This is a genomic window from Pseudoalteromonas sp. Z1A2, from assembly GCF_011378755.1.
In the GTDB taxonomy this organism is placed as follows: domain Bacteria; phylum Pseudomonadota; class Gammaproteobacteria; order Enterobacterales; family Alteromonadaceae; genus Pseudoalteromonas; species Pseudoalteromonas distincta.
Genome location: NZ_WTKX01000001.1, coordinates 257,664 through 279,927 on the forward strand (window position 1 = coordinate 257,664; position 22,264 = coordinate 279,927).

19 protein-coding genes are annotated in these 22,264 nt (G+C 41.4%); 9 read left to right on the forward strand and 10 right to left on the reverse strand.

Features of this window, described 5'->3' with window-relative positions:
• Positions 1-75: 75 nt before the first annotated feature.
• Entirely contained in the window at positions 76-510 is a 435-nt protein-coding gene (locus GQR47_RS01090; RefSeq protein ID WP_165723388.1) for a GNAT family N-acetyltransferase, read from the forward strand.
• A gap of 2 nt (positions 511-512) precedes the next feature.
• Here the strand turns inward: GQR47_RS01090 and GQR47_RS01095 are convergent, their stop codons facing one another.
• The 9 genes from GQR47_RS01095 to GQR47_RS01135 form a co-directional block, all read right to left on the reverse strand.
• A complete protein-coding gene (locus GQR47_RS01095; RefSeq protein ID WP_004334621.1) occupies positions 513-1,148 on the reverse strand; it encodes a trimeric intracellular cation channel family protein in 636 nt (211 codons plus the stop codon).
• A gap of 578 nt (positions 1,149-1,726) precedes the next feature.
• On the reverse strand, positions 1,727-2,128 hold the full coding sequence (locus GQR47_RS01100; RefSeq protein WP_024595034.1) for a hypothetical protein: 402 nt from the start codon (positions 2,126-2,128) through the stop codon (positions 1,727-1,729).
• A gap of 135 nt (positions 2,129-2,263) precedes the next feature.
• A complete protein-coding gene (locus tag GQR47_RS01105; RefSeq protein ID WP_024595033.1) occupies positions 2,264-2,860 on the reverse strand; it encodes an RDD family protein in 597 nt (198 codons plus the stop codon).
• A gap of 137 nt (positions 2,861-2,997) precedes the next feature.
• A complete protein-coding gene (locus tag GQR47_RS01110) occupies positions 2,998-3,732 on the reverse strand; it encodes a DUF5020 family protein (protein ID WP_154902967.1) in 735 nt (244 codons plus the stop codon).
• A gap of 29 nt (positions 3,733-3,761) precedes the next feature.
• Complete coding sequence (locus tag GQR47_RS01115; protein WP_029770108.1) at positions 3,762-5,138, reverse strand: nucleobase:cation symporter-2 family protein; 1,377 nt, start codon at positions 5,136-5,138, stop codon at positions 3,762-3,764.
• A gap of 74 nt (positions 5,139-5,212) precedes the next feature.
• On the reverse strand, positions 5,213-6,280 hold the full coding sequence (locus tag GQR47_RS01120; RefSeq protein ID WP_165723389.1) for a BMP family ABC transporter substrate-binding protein: 1,068 nt from the start codon (positions 6,278-6,280) through the stop codon (positions 5,213-5,215).
• Between the two features lie 72 nt (positions 6,281-6,352).
• A complete protein-coding gene (locus GQR47_RS01125) occupies positions 6,353-7,279 on the reverse strand; it encodes an ABC transporter permease (RefSeq protein ID WP_024591976.1) in 927 nt (308 codons plus the stop codon).
• A 3-nt stretch (positions 7,280-7,282) separates the two neighbouring features.
• The gene (locus GQR47_RS01130) at positions 7,283-8,386 is read right to left on the reverse strand and encodes an ABC transporter permease (RefSeq protein WP_165723390.1); all 1,104 of its coding nucleotides are present in this window, start codon (positions 8,384-8,386) and stop codon (positions 7,283-7,285) included.
• Positions 8,383-9,942: an ABC transporter ATP-binding protein gene (locus GQR47_RS01135; RefSeq protein ID WP_024595656.1), complete on the reverse strand. Its 1,560-nt coding sequence runs from the start codon at positions 9,940-9,942 to the stop codon at positions 8,383-8,385. The genes GQR47_RS01130 and GQR47_RS01135 overlap by 4 nt, the downstream gene beginning before the upstream one ends.
• A gap of 198 nt (positions 9,943-10,140) precedes the next feature.
• Here GQR47_RS01135 and xdhA point away from each other — a divergent pair, with 198 nt between their 5' ends.
• From xdhA to puuE, 8 genes are read left to right on the forward strand one after another with little or no spacing between them, the layout of a single operon-like run.
• A complete protein-coding gene (gene xdhA, locus GQR47_RS01140; RefSeq protein ID WP_165723391.1) occupies positions 10,141-11,640 on the forward strand; it encodes a xanthine dehydrogenase small subunit in 1,500 nt (499 codons plus the stop codon).
• The gene (gene xdhB / locus GQR47_RS01145; protein ID WP_165723392.1) at positions 11,627-13,966 is read left to right on the forward strand and encodes a xanthine dehydrogenase molybdopterin binding subunit; all 2,340 of its coding nucleotides are present in this window, start codon (positions 11,627-11,629) and stop codon (positions 13,964-13,966) included. Before xdhA ends, xdhB begins: the two co-directional genes overlap by 14 nt.
• Positions 13,959-14,849, forward strand: a complete 891-nt coding sequence (xdhC, locus tag GQR47_RS01150; RefSeq protein ID WP_165723393.1) for a xanthine dehydrogenase accessory protein XdhC — start codon at positions 13,959-13,961, stop codon at positions 14,847-14,849. The genes xdhB and xdhC overlap by 8 nt, the downstream gene beginning before the upstream one ends.
• Positions 14,846-15,346: a 2-oxo-4-hydroxy-4-carboxy-5-ureidoimidazoline decarboxylase gene (gene uraD, locus GQR47_RS01155; protein WP_165723394.1), complete on the forward strand. Its 501-nt coding sequence runs from the start codon at positions 14,846-14,848 to the stop codon at positions 15,344-15,346. The genes xdhC and uraD overlap by 4 nt, the downstream gene beginning before the upstream one ends.
• Positions 15,343-15,681, forward strand: a complete 339-nt coding sequence (gene uraH / locus GQR47_RS01160; protein ID WP_165723395.1) for a hydroxyisourate hydrolase — start codon at positions 15,343-15,345, stop codon at positions 15,679-15,681. Before uraD ends, uraH begins: the two co-directional genes overlap by 4 nt.
• Before the next feature lie 2 nt (positions 15,682-15,683).
• Positions 15,684-17,048, forward strand: coding sequence for a guanine deaminase (gene guaD, locus GQR47_RS01165; RefSeq protein ID WP_165723396.1), 1,365 nt, complete (start codon positions 15,684-15,686; stop codon positions 17,046-17,048).
• Positions 17,049-17,053: 5 nt separating this feature from the next.
• Positions 17,054-18,265 (forward strand): urate hydroxylase PuuD, encoded by a 1,212-nt coding sequence (locus GQR47_RS01170; protein WP_024595280.1) that lies wholly within the window; start codon positions 17,054-17,056, stop codon positions 18,263-18,265.
• 1 nt (position 18,266) lies between these two features.
• The gene (puuE, locus tag GQR47_RS01175) at positions 18,267-19,199 is read left to right on the forward strand and encodes an allantoinase PuuE (RefSeq protein ID WP_154902976.1); all 933 of its coding nucleotides are present in this window, start codon (positions 18,267-18,269) and stop codon (positions 19,197-19,199) included.
• A gap of 65 nt (positions 19,200-19,264) precedes the next feature.
• Here the strand turns inward: puuE and GQR47_RS01180 are convergent, their stop codons facing one another.
• Complete coding sequence (locus GQR47_RS01180; protein ID WP_154902977.1) at positions 19,265-21,766, reverse strand: S8 family serine peptidase; 2,502 nt, start codon at positions 21,764-21,766, stop codon at positions 19,265-19,267.
• Positions 21,767-22,264 lie beyond the last annotated feature (498 nt).

Sequence of the window (22,264 nt, forward strand, 5' to 3'; positions counted from 1 at the left end):
GCACTTGAGTTTAGAACAAGTTCAAGTGCTTCAGCCCTAAAAATATAAACATTGAGGCTGTTGCAAGGGAGCACTATGGTTTTTAAATTCATAAAGGCAGCATATTCAGACCGAGACTACTTATTAAGCCTCAGAAAACTAACTATGGTAGAACACTTAGAAAATGCCGGGTTATTTTTAACAGATCAACAGCATGTTTTAAGGCTTGATGATCAATATGACTGCTCCCATCTTATAGTTATAAATGAGGTACCAATTGGTACTTTAAAATACCAAACGCACGCTCAACACGTTGAAATAATGCAATTACAAATACATCCACTGCATCAAAATAAAGGGTATGGGAAAGCGGTTATTGAACAAGTTATTACAAATGCGCAGTCAAAACCCATTAAACTCACAGTGCTTAAAAACAACCCAGCATTAGGACTTTATAAGCGGCTGGGTTTTACTATAACGGATGAGGATAATTACGAGTACCACATGCAAACGCGGGCTATTCGTAGCTAAAATTAGTCGCTTTGATCTCTGAAGTCTTTTTTTCTGAAAATAGTTAAATGCCAACCCCAATGCAAAGAGCCTAATCTTAAAAAGATAGTCGTGAAAAATGAGCCTAAAATACACCAAATGTAATCTACATTAAGGCTAAATAAAGCAGCATAGACTGCACCACCCGCTAAACACGCAGAGGCGTAAGGTTCGCTGCGCATAACAGTTGGTACCTCACGGCAAATTACGTCACGTATTAAACCACCAAATATACCTGTAGTGATACCCATGGTAATTGCGACCACCATACCGGAGCCATTAATGAGTGCTTTTTCTATCCCCATAATATTAAATAGCGCCATACCCACAGCGTCTACCAATAAAAAGTAGTAGTTATTAACGCGCGGTAAATATCGAATAAATGCAATTGTTGCTATAACGGCCCCGTAGGTCGAATACAAATACTCCGGGGTAGCAATCCAAAATACCGGTTTGTTCAAAAGTATATCTCTGAGAGTACCGCCCCCTAGTGCAGTAACGGTTGCAACCACTACGACGCCAAAGCCACTAATGTTTTTTTCATACCCAAGCAATGCCCCTGCAACAGCAAAAAATGCAACACCGAGTAACCCTAGTACCATAAAGTATTCAGCAGTCATGGTAATTCCTTTTTAAAGTTTATTAGGAGCTGTATCAACTTACGTGCCAAAAAACTGAGTAAATATAAATAAACCCACAATTTAAGTGACTGAAATTTATAAGCTTATTTCATTTATTAAAAAACGTTAGCTATGTAATATTTAGTGAAGGATTAACAAGAGTAATTATTTTAATTATGGGTAGTTTTTACACGTTAAAGTACAGAGGGATTTTGTTACAGAGTTGCAGTCGAGCACTTTTAAATTTTAAGCAAAAATTAAATGAACAATAAAGCTATTACCAATATTACAAAAATAATAGGCAATATTGCATGTTGCCAGTTTTGTTCTTTATTTTGATTATAGAGTGTTTGCATTGAGCTTTTATCATTATTGGTAAAACTATGCTGGCACTGCATACAGTTTTGGGCTTTTATGCTCACCCAAGTACCACATTTAATACATGCGTAACACCTCGACAGTTTATCAAACTCGTTTGTGTTCCTAAATATTCTCATTTATCACCTCATTGATTTTCGCCGCAGTAAGAAAACCAATGAATAATATATGCTCTTTAAATTCATTGTTACTTCTTTACTTTATTCAATAATTTTTACATTTGGAATGTTTTGTAAAAGGTAGGATTTTAAAGATTCAAACGCATCTTTATTGAAAATAAACTCAGTTGTTTTACCATCAACTTGATTATACGGTAGTGCAAATACACCGTGCCTCTTAGTTTTGTCGATGACAACTTTGTTAATATCGTTAATATTAAACACTTGCTTATAAACGTATAATATTTGCCCCTCAACGCGTACAGCCTTTAACGGGCTTTGCTCAACATTGCGCGAACGAATAAACACAAAATATAAAATAACGGGAAATAAAAACAGGTTAAGCGCTTGCAAACTAAAAGGTTTATCTATCAATACAATATATGTTGAGTAACAAATTAAAGAGGCCGCTAGTGCTAAAATTAGTTGTGTGTTGTTTTTCATAATCATCCTTGGTTACTAGTCAAAAAAATCGGTAAGGTTTTTTAATTATATTACCAATTTAGTGAAATACGCCATTTTGTAACTTTTGCTAATCAAACTTAAATCCGGGCAAAGCTGCCATAATTAATATCCTGATTAATCTACATAACTCACTTTTGTTCCCGCTAAATGATCATGTAAACATCGTTTATCTTTTCCAAATATAAATAATGGATTAACAAAACCAGCTATAAACTGACCTACCGAAGGGACAAGTGATAATAGTTGCATACAAAGCATGCGTTTAAAGTAAATTGTAGTAAAGCTTGCTTGTGTACCATCTAAATTTTCAATACGGATAGACATTAAAGATTTACCAATTGTTTGTCCGCGTTGGTACATGAGGTAACCATGAAGCACTAACGTGCTTAATATGCCATAACCTAGCAAACCTGCAGATAAAGTAAGTGTTGGTTGGCTTAAATTATCAAACCCTAAGAGTATGAATACAGGTATAAAACAAACAACACCTAAAACGCCATCAATAATAGCAGCCACTAGCCTATCTGAGCGCGTTGCTTTTTCTCCTGCTACTTTTGATACAATATTTTCAGATGGGTTCTGTGCTTCTCGCGTTTTAATTAAGTCGTCTATTTCTTTTGCTCGATCTGGGTAGGCTTCGCGATCTATAGCTCTCGCTGATGAGTAAAGCTCATCTAAAGTGTAGGTAGAAAAATCAATTTCAGAATCCATGCAAAAAATCCATATAGTGTTATTAAAAAGTAATTTAACACAATTAATTTAAGCTATTCAATTATTTAAAATTATCAAATAAAAAAGCTACTAAAAAGTAGCCTTTAATTATTAATTAAATACCATTCAATTTGCTGTTAAAAATGCCATTTAACTAGCAAGTTTGGATTATGTTCGGTTTGCCCATCTACACCAAATTTATTTTTCCAATAAACATACTCAATACCCACATCAAGGCGGCCTGTATCTAAGCCGAGCATAGGGGCAATATTGTATTTAATCTGCGAGGTAAAGTTAAAGCCACCTTCACTTTTACCAAACATTGTGTCGGTGCTATCTACAATATCTAAAAAGCCATCGTATCTAAAGTTACCTTTGTTGTAGCCCCACGTGACTGTTATTTGGTTATTATCTTCACGTTGAATACCTATATCATCTTGAAAACGACGATAATAAGCCACATTAAAATATTGAAAGCCAGGTACATCAAGTGATACACCGCCCCCTAATAAATAGTTATTTTGATCCGTATCTCCCGAGCCATACTCTGTTTGTAGGCCTAAAAACACCTCTTTAACAAAGCTATTTTGTGGCTTGTAAAGAGTAGGGTTTATGTTTAGCTCACCGTACACTTCATCGGGATTACTTAGCCTATCCATAAAGAAGAACGTACTGCCCCAAGTATGCCCCGATGCATGCTCTATAGTAACAACACTTCTATCATCTTCCTCCCCTGAAAACGGCTCTAGGTAGTCGGCTCCTGTCATTGCGGTAATACTAAAATCAGACCAAAGCTCTTTAGCCGATACACCTGTTGAGCACATTGCAATTGCAGTTACTAATGCTAATTTTTTTATTGTTTTGATTTTCATTGTTAATCCCTTTTATGATTTTTATTAGTTTAGTTAAGATGATCCGTACTTGCTGAGTAATTTTCTGGTAGTACCAACGTCATTATTATTGCGGTGATACCCGACACCGTCACTGCGCTACCAAATATGGCAGTAACTAACTTAGGTGCGTTTGCAAACAACTCCGGTACAAAACTAACACCTAGCCCGAGCCCCAAACTCACCGCAATAATAAGTAAACTTCTGCGATTTATTTTTTCGCTGGCGAGTATTTTGACCCCAGCGGCTGCTACGGTGCCAAACATTACAAGCGTTGCACCGCCCAAAACAGGTTTAGGTATATTTTGTAATACAGCGCCAATCACAGGAAACAAACCAAGAATGATTAAAATACTGCCTATCCACAGGCCAATATATCTGCTGGCAACTCCAGTTAGCTGAATAACGCCGTTGTTTTGACTAAAAGTAGTATTAGGAAAAGTATTAAATAAAGCGGCAATCATCGAGTTAACACCATCACCTAAAATACCGCCGCGAATACGTGCTAAGTAACTAGGTCCTCTAACAGGTAACTTAGAAACCGCACAATTGGCAGTAATATCGCCTGTCGATTCAATTGCAGTAATAAGGTATAAAAAACCAAAGGCTATGAGTGCACCAAAATCAACATTAAAGCCGTATTTAAAAGGCAGTGGGATAGCAATTAGGTCAAATTCACCTAATTTAAAATTAGCGATACCTAATACAAACGCAAGTAACCAGCCAAGTATCATTGCAACTACCACAGCCGTTAGCCTCACCCATTGGTTTTTACTTGCATTAAGCAGCACCACTAAAGCAACAACCGAAAAACCAACAATTAAGTTGCTCGTTGAAGCAAATTTTTCAGGCATATTAGTAAGTAGCCATTGCCCGCCACCTATATCAGTCATACCTACTTTAATTAGGTAAATACCAATAGTAGTGATGACCACACCAGTAACTACTGGCTTAATTATTTTGCCTAATTTACTAATAAAAAAACTAATAAATACTTCAACAAAAGCGGCCAAAAAGCACACTGCAAATATAGTGGCAAGGACCTCGTCGTTATTGCCTCCGGTGGCTTTAACGGTAAAGCCTGTTGCTAAAATAGTCCCTAAAAAGGCAAAGCTTGTACCTTGCACACATATTAATCCTGAACCCACAGGGCCAACACGCCGCGCTTGTATAACCGTGCCCACACCAGATACAAATAATGCCATACTAATTAAATAAGGTATTTCAGCAGCTAAACCAAGCACACCACCAATAATAAGCGTGGGTGTAATAATACCTACAAAGCTTGCGAGTACGTGCTGTAGTGCGGCAAAAAATGATTCAGTTACGCCTGGTTTGTCATCAACTGCATATATAATATCGTCAGACGAGCTTGTATTTATTGACATATAAACCTCTACGTTTTGCGAGTTAGCCACTGTATTTGTCTAAGTGATTAACTCATTGTTATTGCGTTAACGGCTTATTTAAGCTGCCCTTCAACGCCCTCAACATAAAAGTCCATACCCAACAACGTTTTGTCGTCTATTGTTTTACCCGCATCAATAATCAGCTCACCTTGCTGATTTTTTATAGGGCCAGTAAATGGATGAAATTCACCTTTACCAATTTTCTCTGAAATAGCATTTACTTCACTCACTACATCACTTGGAATGTCTTTACTTAGCGGCGCTAAGCGAGTCATCCCTGAGCCTATCCCTTTCCATATATCTTGTGATTGCCATTTATCGTCAAGTACTTGCTGTACGCGATCTGCATAAAATTCATCCCAGTGATGAACCGCTGCCGTTAAATGTGCTTTTTTACCGTATCCGCTCATATCTGAGTGGTAGCCAATAGCGTAAATACCAGCGGCTTGCGCTGCTTGCAGTGGTGCAGGCGAATCAGTATGTTGGGTAATAATATCAACGCCTTGATCTATTAGGCTATCGGCAGCTTCGCGCTCTTTACCCGGATCAAACCAGCTATTAACCCACACTACTTTTACTTTTGCATTAGGCTTTACTGAGCGCAAGCCAAGCGTAAATGCATTTATACCGCGTATTACCTCCGGAATAGGAAACGCAGCAATATAACCAATACTGTCGGTTTTACTCATGTGCCCTGCAATAACACCTGTTAGGTAGCGTCCTTCGTAAATGCGATCAAAGTAAGTGCTTACGTTTTTTGCGCGTTTATAGCCTGTGGCATGCTCAAACTTTACATTAGGAAATCGTTTAGCCACTTTAAGTGTTGGGTTCATGTAGCCAAACGACGTGGTAAATATTAAATCGTGCCCGCTTTTAGCCAGTTGCGTAATAACACGCTCTGCATCCGCCCCTTCTGGTACGCTTTCGACAAAAGTGGTTTCTATTTTGTCGCCAAACTTTTCTTCAAGGTAGTGGCGGCTAGAGTCATGTGTATAAGTCCAACCGGCCTCACCTATGGGGGTTACATATACAAAGCCAACTTTTACGCTATCTTTTGCAATAGCAGATGCGCTTATGCCTAAGCTCAATGCAACCCCGAGTGCTGTTATAAGTTTTTTCATTGTTATTCTCCGTGTTATATTTTTAATATCCTGTTGAAGCAGGTGATTTACCTTATTGATTTTGTAATTAATTTAATGACCCTTGTGCCAAGGCTTACCTAGCCACATGGGTTCGTACATTTTTAATTTTTGTTTATTTTTGCTGAGCATAATCAGTACTATAAGCGTTGCACCATAAGGCAACATGGCCAGTAAGTTAGACTCCACAGCCCACCCAAAAGCCTGTGCCACTAAGTGCATAATGCTGGCAAAGCCAAATAAATAAGCGCCAAGCATTACGCGCTCAATACGCCAGCTTGCAAACACCACTAAAGCAAGGGCTATCCAACCTCGCCCTGCCGTCATGTTTTGAGTCCAAAGTGGTGTATAAGCCAACGACAAATATGCGCCCGCAATGCCAGCCAGTGCGCCGCCAAACATTACGGCTAAATAACGTGTACGCATTACAGGTAATCCTAAGTTATTGCCTACACTTGGGTTTTCGCCAATAGCTCGTACTGCAAGCCCTGCTCTGTGATATTTAAAAAACAAATACGCACCAAGCACTAAACCCCAACTTAAATACACAATGGCGTCTTGCGAAAATAGCGCTTTGCCTAAAACCGGAATATGCTCAAACCCTGCAATTGCTAAAGTAGGTAACGCGTTAATGGTTTTTCCCTCATAGTCAGCACCTAAAAATGCAGATAAGCCTGTACCAAAAATAGTCAGCGCTAAACCTGCCGCTACTTGGCTAGCATTTAAATTAAGTGCTACAAAAGCAAAAATAAGTGAGGCCATAACCCCGACCAAAGCTGCTACCGTAAAACCAATAAATAGGTTGTCGCATTGGTACATAGTTATAAACCCTGCCACAGCGCCTAAAAGCATCATGCCTTCTTGCCCTAAATTTAAGGTGCCGCTTTTTTCGCATACCATTTCACCCAGCGCCACCAGCAATAAGGGGGTGCCTGTACGAATAGTGGCGTATAAAATATTAGTAATTACATCTAATTCCATGATTTAAGACTCCTGTGCAATATGTATTGGCTGCGCTTTTTGTTGTTTAAATGGCAGCGAAAATCTAAGGCGATAAGTAATAAGCACATCGCACGAGAGTAAATAAAACAGCATTAACCCCTGAAAAATACCGGTTATAGCGTTAGGTAATCCCATGTTAATTTGCGCAAGTTCACCTCCCATATAAATAAGCCCCATTAGTAAGCCCGCAAACGTAATTCCTACTGGGTGGAGTCGCCCTAAAAAAGCAACAATAATGGCGGCATAGCCATAACCGGGTGATATTTGCGGAACCAGCTGCCCAATAGGCCCAGCTACTTCGCCCGCTCCAGCAAGCCCCGCCAAGCCCCCGCTAATAACTAGCACTCCGGCAATTAATAATGCTCGCTTGTAACCCGCCATTTTGGCCGCGGATGCATCAAGCCCAAGTACTTGTATTTGAAAGCCTATAAAGGTTTTACTAATAAAAACCCATGTGGCGCATAGCGCTAATAACGCAAACGCCAGGCCTAAGTGCAATCGAGTACCGTCGAATAAAACAGGCAATAACGTGCTATCGCCAAACAATGCACTTTCAGGAAAGTTATAACCGTGAGGATCTTTGAGTGGCCCATGAACAGCCCACAGCAATATATTTACTGCTATGTAGTTGAGCATTATGGTGACTAAAATTTCATTGGTGTTTAAACGCAGCTTCATAAAAGCAGCAAGCCCCGCCCACAACATGCCACCAGCAATACCAGCGAATAATGTAAGTGGCATTGCAAAAGCACTTGTTGAGTCAACAAAGTTAACGGCTACAGCACTTGCACATACACCACCAATAAGCAGTTGCCCTTCTGCGCCTATATTCCAAACCGATGCTCTATAACAAAGCGCTAAGCCATAGGCGCATAGCAAAATAGGAATGGTCATTACAAGTAGCTCTGTTACACCATACCAATCGGCAACAGGTGCTATAAGCAATGTATACAAGGCATTTAGAGGATCATGCCCTAATAAGGCAAACACCACGTAACCGGTTATTAATGTGAGTAAAATAGCTAAAACAGGAGAGAGATAGCTCCACGCTGGTGAGCGTTCAACACGTGGTTCTAACTTAATCATACGAGTGCCCCTTGTGGTGTGTGTACTTTAGGCTGGTTATTAAAAACATCGCTAAAGTCGCCAGCCATCCACTGCCCTAACTGCACAAGCGGTACGGTATCTGTATTTAAAATAGGAGACAGTTTGCCATCACAAATTGCGCCAATGCGGTCGCAAATTTTATAAAGTTCGTCTAAATCTTCTGAAATAACGAGTACCGCACACCCTTCGTCGCGAAGCTTTAAAATAGCTTCATGTATCGCCACCTGTGCACCTATATCTACACCCCAAGTAGGGTGCGACATAACGAGTAGTTTTGGACTTTGCTCTACCTCGCGACCAATAATAAATTTTTGTAAATTACCACCTGAAAGGCTAGCTGCATGAGTGCGAAAACTTGGCGTTTTAACCTTGTATTTTGTAATGATTTTATTAGCAAGCTCAGTAATTTTTTGTTTTACTAAAAAGCCATTTTTAACCAGCCCATTATCAAAACTAGTAAGCAATGCATTTTGTGCCAAATCCATAGTGGGCACGGCTCCTCGCCCAAGCCTATCCTCTGGCACACATGCAAGCCCAAGGCGGCGCCTTTTTAGCGGGCACAGTGCATCAACTACGGTATTTTTAAATTTAATGGCGCTACTACTAGCTTGAATTTGTTCCCCCGAAAGCACTTTTAATAACTCTTCTTGTCCGTTGCCTGCAACACCCGCAATCCCCACTATTTCGCCTTGCTGTACTGCAAAGTTAATGTTTTTAAGGGGTGTTTCAAATAATGCTTGTGCGGCGGTGGTTAGATTATTAACGGTTAAAAAATCCGCAGTACCCAAAGCTCTGCGAGTTTGGTTACTAATTGGCGTGTTGTCGCCTACCATCAGCCTAGCAATTGACTCACTAGTTTCGTTTTTAGGAATACAATGCCCGCTTACTTTCCCGCCTCTCAAAATGGTCGCACTGTCACATAGCTCAATCACTTCGTGCAGTTTATGGCTAATAAACAGCACAGAGCAGCCTTCTTTTTTAAGTGACTTTAGGGTTTTAAATAATGCATCGACTTCTTGTGGAGTCAGTACTGAAGTGGGTTCGTCTAAAATAAGTAACTGAATATCTAATAATAAGCATCTAACAATTTCTACTCGTTGGCGCTCGCCAGTTGAAAGTGTTGATACCAGTCTATGGGGGTCTAATGGCATACCATAACGTGTTGATGTTTTCGTAATTCGACCCGCAAGCGTGCTGCTATGCCCTGCTAAATCACCTAGCGCTAGTTCAATATTTTGGGCGACCGTAAGTGTTTCAAATAACGAAAAGTGCTGAAACACCATTCCAATGCCTAAATCACGCGCATCAGCAGGCTCTTTTATATTCATTATGCGGCCATTAAAAAACATGTCCCCTTGGTCAGGTTTAACCACACCATAAAGCATTTTCATTAATGTGCTTTTACCCGCACCGTTTTCACCTAATAAGGCATGCACTTCACCATGCTTAATTTTTAAGGTTACGTCATTATTGGCTATACATCCGGGATACTGCTTTGTCATTCCCTGCATAGTAAGGCGGTATTTATTATTCATTATTAGGGCCTATTTGTACTTAATGAGCAATTTAGCCTACTCAAAACACCAACTGACCAACCGGTCAACAATGGCATGGTAACTGCAATATACTTACCAAGATGAAAAAGTATTTTTCTTACCCGTGCGCAAACAACAAGAAAAAACATACGCCAAGCCTTTATGTATCAGGGCTTTATAAAAATTAAGGGGGTCTGTGTGATTCAATTTTTATTAAATAACACGCCAATTGAAGTACAAGAATGTTCGCCAAGTCTCACCATTTTGGACTGGCTACGCACCAAAAAAGGGAAAGTGGGCACCAAAGAAGGGTGTGCAACTGGCGACTGTGGCGCGTGCACAATTTTAGTGGGTGAAGAGCGTATAAATGCAAACGGGCAAACTAGTTGGCAATACAAAACAATGAACAGCTGTTTATTGTTATTAGGTAATGCGCATGCAAAACATATAGTAACGGTAGAGGCTGTGACTACTGGCTTATACCCAAACTTAACCGATTTACACCCCGTACAACGTGCACTGGTGGAGTGCCATGGTTCGCAGTGTGGTTTTTGTACGCCTGGTATAATAATGAGCTTGTTGGCTCTTTATATTAATGAACCAACGTACCCTGGTAAAAAAGCGGTTATTCATGCACTTGGTGGTAACTTATGCCGTTGTACAGGTTATAGCCCTATATTACTTGCAACCGAAAAAGCCTATAGCTATGAGCGTAAAGCTGAACCGTACTCAGCAATGGCCGCTCAATTTAAAGCATCACTTAATACGCAATATGATGACGATATTCCATTTTTAAAAAATGGTCCTCGCAAATTTTACTTACCACAAACTGCCCCGCAACTTGTTGAGCTAAAAGCGCTTTATCCTTATGCACATTTAGTTGCTGGTGGCACCGACTTTGCCATTGAGCTTAGCCAAAACATGCTCTTACCGGATGTAATTATCTCCCTTAGCCAAGTAAAGGAGTTTTGCACCTTGGCAGATAATAACGGTGAGTTACACATTGGTGCAGCACTACCTTATAGCCAATTTGTTGAGGTATTTTATAACCATTACCCAGAGTCAAAAGAGCTATTTGAACGCTTAGGATCAAGCCAAGTACGTAACAGCGGCACGCTTGGTGGCAGCATAGGGAATGCCTCTCCTATTGGCGATCCCGCTCCCCTTTTAATCGCTCTTAATGCATCAATGGATTTATTAAGCAGCGCTGGTACGCGCACTATTAAAGTTGCCGACTACTTCATTGATTACAAAAAAACAGCTCTTAAAAGCGATGAAGTAATTAGTAAGTTCACCATTCCAAAGCGCCCAGAGTCGCTAAAACTGGCATGTCATAAAATATCAAAACGCTTTGAAGACGATATATCTACCGTTTGTTTGGTGCTTGCTATAGAGCATTCAAAAAACATGATTACTCAAGCCCGCTGCGCTATGGGCGGTATGGCTGCTATTCCTAAGCGCGCACATCATATTGAGCAAAAGCTGATATCTCAATCATTACAAGTAAGTAGTTTTATAGACGCAGCAACGGCTATTAACGATGACTTTACGCCCATGAGCGATGTAAGAAGCAGTGCGCATTACCGCACCACGGTAAGCAAAAACTTATTACAACGCATTGGTATTGAGTTTTGTGAGCCACAAGCACGCAACAATAACAACATTGCCATTACGAGGATCTCACATGCGTCACTTTGAAATGGATAAACTAAAAGCGCAAGGTGGTAGCGTTGGGCAATCTAAATATCACGAAAGCGCTATTAAACAAGTTTGTGGCAGTGCAAATTTTGCCGACGATAACCCTGAGCCTTACGGTTGCCTGCATGCCTACCCAGTGCTCGCCCCTGTTACAAGCGGCTTTATTAAATCAATTGATACAAGTCTCGCACTGGCAGTTGAAGGCGTTAAACGTATTTTATCGGCCGAAGATGTTCCGGGTAAATTAGATATTGGCCCGGTATTTCCTGGTGATGTACTGCTGACCAGCCATGAAATTCAATACCACGGGCAACCTGTATTAATTGTCGTTGCCGACACATATGAAATAGCGCGCCGCGCGGCACGTTTAGTGGTTATAGAGTGCGAGCAAACTACTCCAATACTTGATATTAAAGAAGCCATTAGCAAAGAGCATTGGGTAAGGCCGCCCCATTCACTTAACCGTGGTAACAGCGAAAACGCCATTAATGACGCAACCCACCAGCTTAAAGGCGAAATAAACATAGGCGGGCAAGAACACTTTTATTTAGAAGGCCAAATAGCGCTGGCGCAACCTGATAACGACGGGGGCATTCATGTTCAGTGTTCTACGCAACACCCTACTGAGGTGCAGCACTTAGTTGCTAAAATTTTAAAAAAGCCATTTAGCTTTGTAAACGTAGAAACCCGCCGTATGGGCGGTGCTTTTGGCGGCAAAGAAACCCAAGGCGCACCATGGGCATGCCTTGCAGCTCTTGCGGTTTACCACCTTGGCTGCGCAGTAAAAATGCGCCTAGCCCGTAGCGACGATTTTAAATTAACCGGTAAGCGCCACCCGTTTTATAATCACTATCATGTTGGTTTTGACGAAAATGGTTTAATAGAAGGTGCCGACATTACCGTAAACGGATTTTGTGGCTACTCGCCTGATTTATCAGATGCAATTGTAGACCGCGCCATGTTTCATGTCGATAACGCCTACTACTACCAAGCCGCCACAATTAAGGGTAATCGCTGTAAAGTAAATACCGTAAGCCATACCGCATTTAGAGGATTTGGTGGCCCGCAAGGCATGATTATGGGCGAGCTAATAATGGACGATATAGCCGCCAAATTAGGTAAAGATCCGCTTGAGATCCGAAAACTTAATTTATACAAAAAAGGCCGCGATACCACGCCGTACCATCAAACCGTAGAGCAACATATTTTAATAGATATGATTGCTCAGCTTGAGGAGTCGGGTGACTACTGGGCACGTAAAGAGGCTATTAAAGCATTTAACGTATCGTCACCTATTATCAAAAAAGGCCTTGCGATGACGCCGGTTAAATACGGTATTTCGTTTACGGTACAACATTTAAACCAAGCCGGTGCATTAGTGCATGTATATAGCGATGGCTCTATACATTTAAACCACGGCGGCACCGAAATGGGCCAAGGGCTAAACACCAAAATTGCTCAAATTGTGGCCCATGGCTTTGGGGTCGATTTTAACGCGGTAAGTATTAGTGCTACGCGTACCGACAAGGTGCCAAACACTTCACCAACAGCGGCCTCAAGCGGTACCGACTTAAACGGTATGGCGGCGCTAAATGCAGTAAACACAATAAAAGAGCGCTTAATTGATTTTATTACCGAGCACTTTGAAGTAGACAGCCAAAGTATTACATTTAAAGATAACCTCATTACTTTTAGTAAAGGGGAAATTAGCTTTAGCGAACTTGCAAATCTTGCTTACATGAATCGTATATCGCTTTCATCTACCGGTTATTACGCCACACCCAAAATTCATTACGACAGAGCCAAAGGCGAAGGCCGCCCATTTTTTTACTACGCACACGGCGTTGCACTCAGCGAAGTAGAAGTAGATACCCTAACTGGTGAAAACACGGTAACTCGCGTTGATATACTGCATGATGTAGGCAGCTCAATTAACCCAGCACTTGATATAGGGCAAATTGAAGGCGCCTTTGTACAAGGTATGGGCTGGCTAACAACCGAAGACTTACAATGGAATGATAAAGGCCAGCTTGCAAGCTTTGGCCCAGCCAACTACAAAATACCAGCCATTGGCGATACCCCTGCCGAATTTAACGTCAATCTTTATAACTCAGCAAATCCAGAAACCACCGTGTTTAGATCAAAAGCCGTAGGCGAGCCGCCATTTATGCTGGCCTTTAGTGTATGGAGCGCTATTCGTAATGCAATAAGTAGTGTGGCTGATTATAAATACACCGCCCCACTGGATACACCCGCAACCCCAGAGCGAGTATTGAGTGCAATTGAGCAAACCGCTAGCTGGTTTAAGGAGCATCAACATGACTAATTTAAATGAGTCGTTTCAGGGTTTTCATACGCAAAATTGGGCGCAGGCTATAAACGAGCACGAACAAAGCGGCACTAACTATGTAATTGCCACGGTACTTGGCACCAATGGCTCAACCCCACGCGGCACAGGCTCTAAAATGGTAATAAGCGGCGAGCATATTTACGACACCCTTGGCGGTGGCCATCTTGAGTATGTAGTAATAGAAAAAGCCCGCGAACTACTTTCCAAAGGCGAAGCCGCCCAAGTAATTGAGCAATTTAACCTAGGTGCAAATTTAGGCCAGTGCTGCGGCGGGGCTGCCACCGTTATGCTTGAATGCATGCAATGCGAGCGCTTTACCTTAGACATTTATGGCGCAGGCCACGTAGCACAGGCGCTTATTGGTATATTGGCACAACTACCTATGCGCATACGCTGGATAGATAGCCGCGCCGATGTATTCCCACAGGCTATTCCAAATAACGTAGTAAAAGTGGTTGATGAAGAACCAACAGAGCAAGTAAAACGTGCGCCTAAAGCTAACAACTACTTAATATTGACCCATAACCACCAGCTCGACTTTGCACTCACCCAAGCCATTATTAAACGCGCCGATGCCAATTGGCTTGGTGTAATTGGCTCTGACACTAAAGCCAAACGCTTTAAGCAGCGCCTAGCACATCGCGATTTTACAGCCGTTCAAATACAGCAAATGACCTGCCCTGTTGGGCTTAATAACATTTCGGGCAAATTACCAATGGAAGTGGCTATTTCGATTAGTGGACAGCTAATTGGCCTTTATCAGGCTATGCAAACCCAAGAGCCAAAACGCCAAGGCTTGCAATGGCGTACACTAAAAAATGCCTTAATTAGCACCACGCAAGAGGAAGTAAACGCATGAGTAGTTTACAAATAAATACGCTAAATGATGCACAAGCAAAACAAGCACTTGAGCATTGCTGCGCGGCCCCTAACTGGGTGGCGGGCATGGTAAAAGCAATGCCATTTAAAAGTGCTCAGCAGCTGTTTGAATGCGCACAAAGCATATGGGATAGCCTTGGCGAAAGCGACTATTTAGCTGCCTTTGAAGGCCACCCGCAAATAGGCGACTTATCAACCCTTAGCAAAAAATACGCTGCTACCGCACAAAAAGCGGGGCATGAGCAATCGGGTATGAGCAAAGCAAACGAAGCCGTACTTACCAAAATGATTGCCCTCAATAAAGAGTACCTGAACAAGTTTGGCTTTATTTTTATTGTGTGCGCCACCGGTAAAACGGCCGAACAAATGCTCGAACTCATAGAGCAGCGCATACACAACACCCGCAGTACAGAGCTAAATATAGCCGCGGGCGAACAAGCCAAAATAACAAAAATAAGATTGGAGTCACTGCTATGAGCAAAAGCCCTATAACTACCCATATACTTGATACAAGCACCGGAAAACCAGCAGCAAACGTTGCTGTTAAGCTATTTAAACTTACAAATAACGAATGGGTACAACTAACCCAAGGCAAAACAGATTCCGATGGGCGTATTACCGACTGGCTAAATACAGAATTAGAATTTGCAACTTATAAGCTAGTATTTGATTTAGATAGTTATTACCAAAACCAACCTACCCCTGCGTTTTACCCAGAGGCGCAAATAACGTTTAGATTACAAGATACTAAACATCATCATATCCCATTGTTGCTTAGCCCGTTTGGCTACTCTACATACAGAGGTAGCTAACTATGAGCACACAAAACAATAATGACTTAACAGTAGTTTGTGCCGATATACTCGACTTTGTTGACGACCCTGCCATTGCTGGCGAAAACGCCCATCGTTTTTTTGAAAAAGGCGCATTAGTTATCAAGCACGGCAAAGTAGTTAAACTTGGCTATGAGCAAGACATATTACCTACAATTGATAAATCAGCGCGTGTTATCCGCCACGATGGCAAACTCGTTATGCCTGGTATGATTGACACACACATACATTTGCCGCAAACCGAAATGGTAGGCGCGTATGGCGAGCAGCTTTTAAGTTGGCTCACCGAATACGCCTTCCCAACCGAAAAAAAGTTTACCTGTGAGCATTATTCAAAAGAGATATCTAACCGCTTTTTAGACGAGCTGCTGCGCAATGGCACAACCACTGCCCTTGTATTTGGCACTGTGCATCCGCAATCGGTTGATGCGTTTTTTAAAGAATCACAAAAACGCAATTTACGCATGATTGCCGGTAAAGTAATGATGGACCGTAACTGCCCTGACGACTTATCTGATTGCGCGCAAACAAGTTATGACGAATCTAAAGCCCTCATCGAAAAATGGCACAATATTGATAGGTTAAGCTACGCAGTTACACCGCGTTTTGCCCCCACATCAACCCCTGAGCAACTTCAAAAATGTACTCAGTTGCTTGAAGAATACCCAGACACCTACCTGCATACACACTTATCTGAAAACAAAGACGAGTGCGAATGGGTAAAAGGACTATTTCCAGAAGCCGAAGATTACTTAGGCGTGTACGAGCAAGCAAAAATGGTACGTAAACGCTCAGTATTTGCCCATAGTATTCATTTATCTGAGCGCGAGCTATGCTGCCTTGCAGATAACAATGCGGCAATATCGCACTGCCCTACCTCAAACCTATTTTTAGGATCAGGACTTTTAAATTTAAAAGCCTGTGAAGAGCACGGCATAAACGTAGGCATGGGTACCGATGTAGGCGCGGGAACAAGCTTTTCTATGCTACAAACAGGTAACGAAGCGTACAAAATTCAGCAATTACAAGGTCAAAAGTTTTCAGCATTTAAAGGGTTGTATTTAGCAACACTCGGCGGTGCTAGAACGCTCGATTTAGAAGGGACAATTGGTAATTTTGAAGCCGGTTGTGAAGCCGATTTTATTGTAATGGATTGTTCAGCAACCCCATTTTTAAAATTTAGAATACAGCATGCCAAAACCCTGCATGAAAAATTATTTGCAATGATGATGTTAGGCGACGACCGCTGCGTTGAGCAAACCTACATTATGGGTAAAAGTGTGTACAAGCGCGATGATAACAATCAATTTTCAGACACCCGCTCACCGGTATTAGAAGAGGCTTAACCGTTATGGAAAACTATTTATTTGAGCTTGCTCATTTAGTACTGCGTTATTTTCATGTTATTGCTGGTATAGCATGGATTGGCGCTTCATTTTATTTTGCATGGCTTGATAACAACCTACAAACACCACCGCAGTGGAAAATAGATAAAGGCATAAAAGGCGATTTATGGGCCGTGCATGGTGGTGGCTTTTACGAAGTGGCTAAGTATCAAAATGGCCCTGAACAAATGCCGCATACTTTGCACTGGTTTAAGTGGGAAGCCTACACAACGTGGATCACCGGTATATTACTATTTAGCTTACTTTATTATGTTGGCGCCGATGTGTATTTAATTGATAACAGTAAAAGTGAGCTAAGTAAATTTGCAGCTATTGGCGCATCCCTTGGTTTTATTGGCTTAGGTTATGGTGTTTATCGTTTATTGTGTAAAACCTCACTGGTCGAAAACGGCAAAGTGTTTATTGCTGTAGTTATTGGTTTATTAGCTCTGTGGACTTTTGGGGTTGATCAATTATTTAGCGACCGCGCTGTGTATATTCATGTAGGTGCACTTATTGGCACGTGTATGGTGGGTAATGTGTATCACATTATTATGCCAGGGCAACGCTATATGGTAAGTGAAGTAGAAGCCGGTAGAATCCCTGATTCAGCGCCAGGTTTAAAGGCAAAGCTGTGTTCTATTCATAATAACTACGCCACGTTACCCGTGGTATTTATAATGCTGAGCAACCACTTTCCTTACACGTATAGCCACAACTTTGGCTGGCTTATTTTAATTGCGCTGTTTGGTATTGGTATGTGGATACGCCATTATTTTAACTTAAAACATCAAGGTATTAATAAACCCTCAGTACTTGTAAGCGGTATTGCCGCCTTTTTTGCTCTTATGCTCGCCATAGCCCCTTGGCCCAGTACACCAACAAATGCAGGCGAAAGCGCGCCTTTACAAACAAGTATTACCGACGCACAAGCGTGGGATATAATTAGCAAACACTGTACTGGGTGTCACAGCGAAACACCCACCTCTGAGCTTTTTCAAGCAGCGCCACTTGGCTTTAAGCTCGACTCTATTAATGATGTAAAAAAGGCCAGCACGCTTATTCATACCCGCGCGGTTATAACCAAAGACATGCCACTGGCCAATATGACCAAAATGACTGACGCAGAGCGCGAAACGCTAGGCTCTTGGCTCAGCGCACTTAAAAAGGAGCAATAACATGAGCGAGCAATTTAAAAACTACCCGCGCGATTTAATTGGTTATGGCCCTGATGTACCACATGCAAATTGGCCCAATAAAGCCCGTATAGCTGTACAAGTGGTATTAAATTACGAAGAAGGCGGCGAAAACTGTGTATTGCATGGTGATGCAGCAGCCGAAACATTTTTATCTGAAATAGTCAGTGCCCCGCATGTAGAAGACCGCCATATAAGCATGGAATCTATTTACGAATATGGCTCGCGAGCAGGTGTATGGCGTTTACTTAAACTCTTTAAAAAATACGATATACCGGTCACCATTTTTGCAGTGGCGATGGCCCTTGAGCGCCACCCCGATGTAGCTAAAGCCTTTGTTAAAGCGGGCCACGAAATTGCAAGCCATGGCCTGCGCTGGATTAATTATCAAAACATTGATAAACAAACTGAGCGCGAGCATATGCAACAAGCCATTGATGTCATTAAAACGCTTACAGGTAAAAAGCCCAAAGGCTGGTATACCGGCCGAACTAGCCCAAATACCGCAGGCCTTGTTGTTGAGAATGGCACATTTTTATATGACGCCGACGATTACAGTGACGATTTACCTTTTTATAGTATTAAAGAAGGTAAGCCACAGTTAATAGTGCCCTACACGCTTGATGTAAACGACATGCGCTTTGCTGCCGTGCAGGGTTTTAATGCCGGGGATCAGTTTTATAATTACTTAAAAGATGCATTCGATACACTATACGAGGAAGGCGACCCACAAGGTGAAAACGCCCCAAAGATGATGTCGATAGGTTTGCATTGCCGCCTAATTGGCAGACCAGGAAGAATAAAAGCATTAGCACGGTTTTTAGAATATGCTCGCTCGCATGATCAGGTTTGGTTTGCCACACGTGAGCAAATAGCCGAGCACTGGCTTAAAACCCATCCGTATAAAAAAGCATAGTTTATATTTTTTTAAAACATAAAAAAAGCCCAGCAATGCTGGGCTTAAAGTCACTTTAGGAGTAGTTAGTTAAATGAAACCGTAATGATGTTAGAACATACATTTTCAGTTACACATAATTGGTAATCGTACGATGGTAATGTAGCACCACGTACGTAGTCGCGGTAACGACCTCGGTCAGCAGTAGTATCTACAAGCTCACCATTACGGTAAACACTTAGTGATTCAGCGCCAACACTTTCCCAACTAAGCTCTACACGCATAGTATCAAGGCGAGACTTATTAGCACGTTTTAAGGTGATTTCTAGCTCTACATCACTTACAACAACCGTTTGAGTTGATGTACTTGTATTGCCTTCACTGTCTGTTACCGTTAGTTCTACATCGTAATTACCTGATGCTGCATACACATGCATAGGGTTTTGATCAGATGATGTTGCACCATCGCCAAAGCTCCAGCTCCACTGTGTAATATCGTTATTTGAATCAGTGCTTGAATCAATAAAGTTAACTGTTAAGCCTTGTGTCTCAACGTCAAAACTAGCACGTGGTGGTTGTGGGCTAACTTCGCCAATAGCGCTTAGCGTTAATGACCAGCCATTAATTGTGCCGGTATCGGCTGCAGCAGTATCTTCTACTTGTAGTGTCCAATCGCCTGTAGCAACTTCGCCGTTAAATGATTCAGAAGTAAAGCTTCTAACTATGTCGTCGTTTGAACCACCCACATTGCTTTGTAGCGTTACTTGTGTGCCTTGAGCAGATACTAACTTAACCACTAAGTCGCCTGAGTAAGTATGCGAAATATCTACATCAGCAGTAGTACCAAATACTGTTAAGTCATCAGGAACATTAATTACTGACACTGCACCTACTGGCGAGTTATCAGGAATATCAACACTTGTGTTACTGCTGTAAGTAAAGTCGTTTAAGCCAACAGGTTGAACCATTAATTTAACTGACTGCTCTTTAACAATATCACCAGCTGTAGCTGTTACAGTAAGCTCGTATTCGCCCCACTGAGTGTTAGTATCGGTTTCAACATTTAGCATTACTTCATCGCCTGGGCGCGCTGTAAGCGATGATAAATAAGCGCCGCCTAATGTTGTTGATAACTCAAGCGTTACTTCTTCATCCCATTCGGCAATTGAACCAATTGTAAATGTGTAGTTAGTAGCTTGGCCTGCTTCAATTTGTTGCGTAAGTGGATCGGCTGATATTTTAAAGCCAGGTGTAGGGTCTGCATCAATAAGCGCTTGGTTAACATTAAGACGAGTACCTGCAACCGTTACACCTTGTAGCGCAGCATTTGCATCGCCAGAGTTCATTAGTAAATCTTTCAGCTCTTGAGTGCTAAGCTCAGGATTAATTGACAATACTAACGCTGCAGCACCTGCTACATGTGGCGTTGCCATAGATGTGCCTGAGTAAGATGCATAGCTCTCACCTGGTGTAGTTGATAAAATAGCACTACCCGGCGCGCCCATATCAACGCTTGTTAAACCATAATGTGAAAACCATGAAATACCATCGGTTTGATCCGTACTTGCAACCGATAATACACTTGCGTTTTCGTAGTTAGATGGGTAATGCGGGTTAACATCGTTATCAATAGTATCGTTACCAGCTGCGGCTACAAAGAGTAAATCCGCCGCTTCGCTTGATGCAATTGCATCTGCTAGTGCTTGGCTGTAACCGCCACCACCCCAGCTATTATTTAATACGCGTAAGTTAACGCCTGAGTTTTTAAGGCTAACCATGTAATCAATACACTTAATAGCGTCTGATGTTGAGCCATTACCCGCAGCATCTAAAAACTTACAACCAACAAGTGATACTTCATGGTTAACACCTACAACACCAATACCATTGCCACCACTTGCGCCAATAGTACCTGAAACGTGTGTACCATGGCCTTCGTCATCCATAGGGTCGCCACTGTCAGTAATGGCATTTATACCATGCACGTCATCTATAAAACCGTTACCATCATTATCAATACCATCTCCTGGTATTTCGCTGCTATTTACCCACATATTGCTAGCTAAATCACTGTGGCTGTAATCAATACCCGTATCGATTACACCTACCACTACATCGCGGCTACCTGTCGAAATATCCCATGCTTCTACTGCATCAATATCAGCGTCTGCTGTACCACCCGTTTGGCCATCATTATTTAAGCCCCAAAGCTCATCAAAACGAGGATCATCTGGCGTACGTGCAATGCTTACTTGGTAATCAGGCTCTACATATTCAATAGCTTGATGAGACTTTAAAAGCGCAATTGCGTCTTTAGTGCTCATTCCCGACACTTTAAACTTAGCTAAGCGACCTGAAAGTAAAGACGTATAGCTGTCATCAAGTTCATCTTTATTTAGATCAGTAATTTTAGCTTTAACTAATGAACGAGCCTGCTTACGCATTTCTTTCGTTGCATTACTTTTATATTTAACAATTATAGAATCACTGCTAGCAGTTACAGATTGCTTTACACCCACATCAGGAACTTTTGCAGCTGCTAAGCACGGAAGTAAGGCAAGAGTAATAATAGATAATTTTGTTTTCATTGTTCTATCCATAGTTTTTTTTGGGTTAGCTTAGATGCTCTAAGCACGTTCTTTCACTATTTCGAGTACAAGGGATCACATGGCATACCCTAAGGAAACAACCAAACTAATCATTTAACAAGTTAAAAAATAAAAACGTTGTTAAAACCAACAATTTTGACCAGTTAAAGTATAAAAAAAACACTAAAGACAGACCTTTTAATGAAATTCACGCAAAGCCATTTACCTAATAAAGGGTCGGATATTTTTACTGCTTTTAGATTGAATTAATAAAAAACCTCAACAACCGCACCATAACCCACTGAAAAATAAAAATTAAAAAATTGGTAAAAAATGATGATTTCAGAAAATACATTTGAGGAATACAGTAATTGGGTACTTAATAATTAACAGTTATTAAACGTAAGTTAAAAATAATGACAAAGCGTTTAGTGATAATTATTAACTACATCGAAAAATTTTACTTTAAGAGCTTTTCAAGCGGATCACAAAACATTA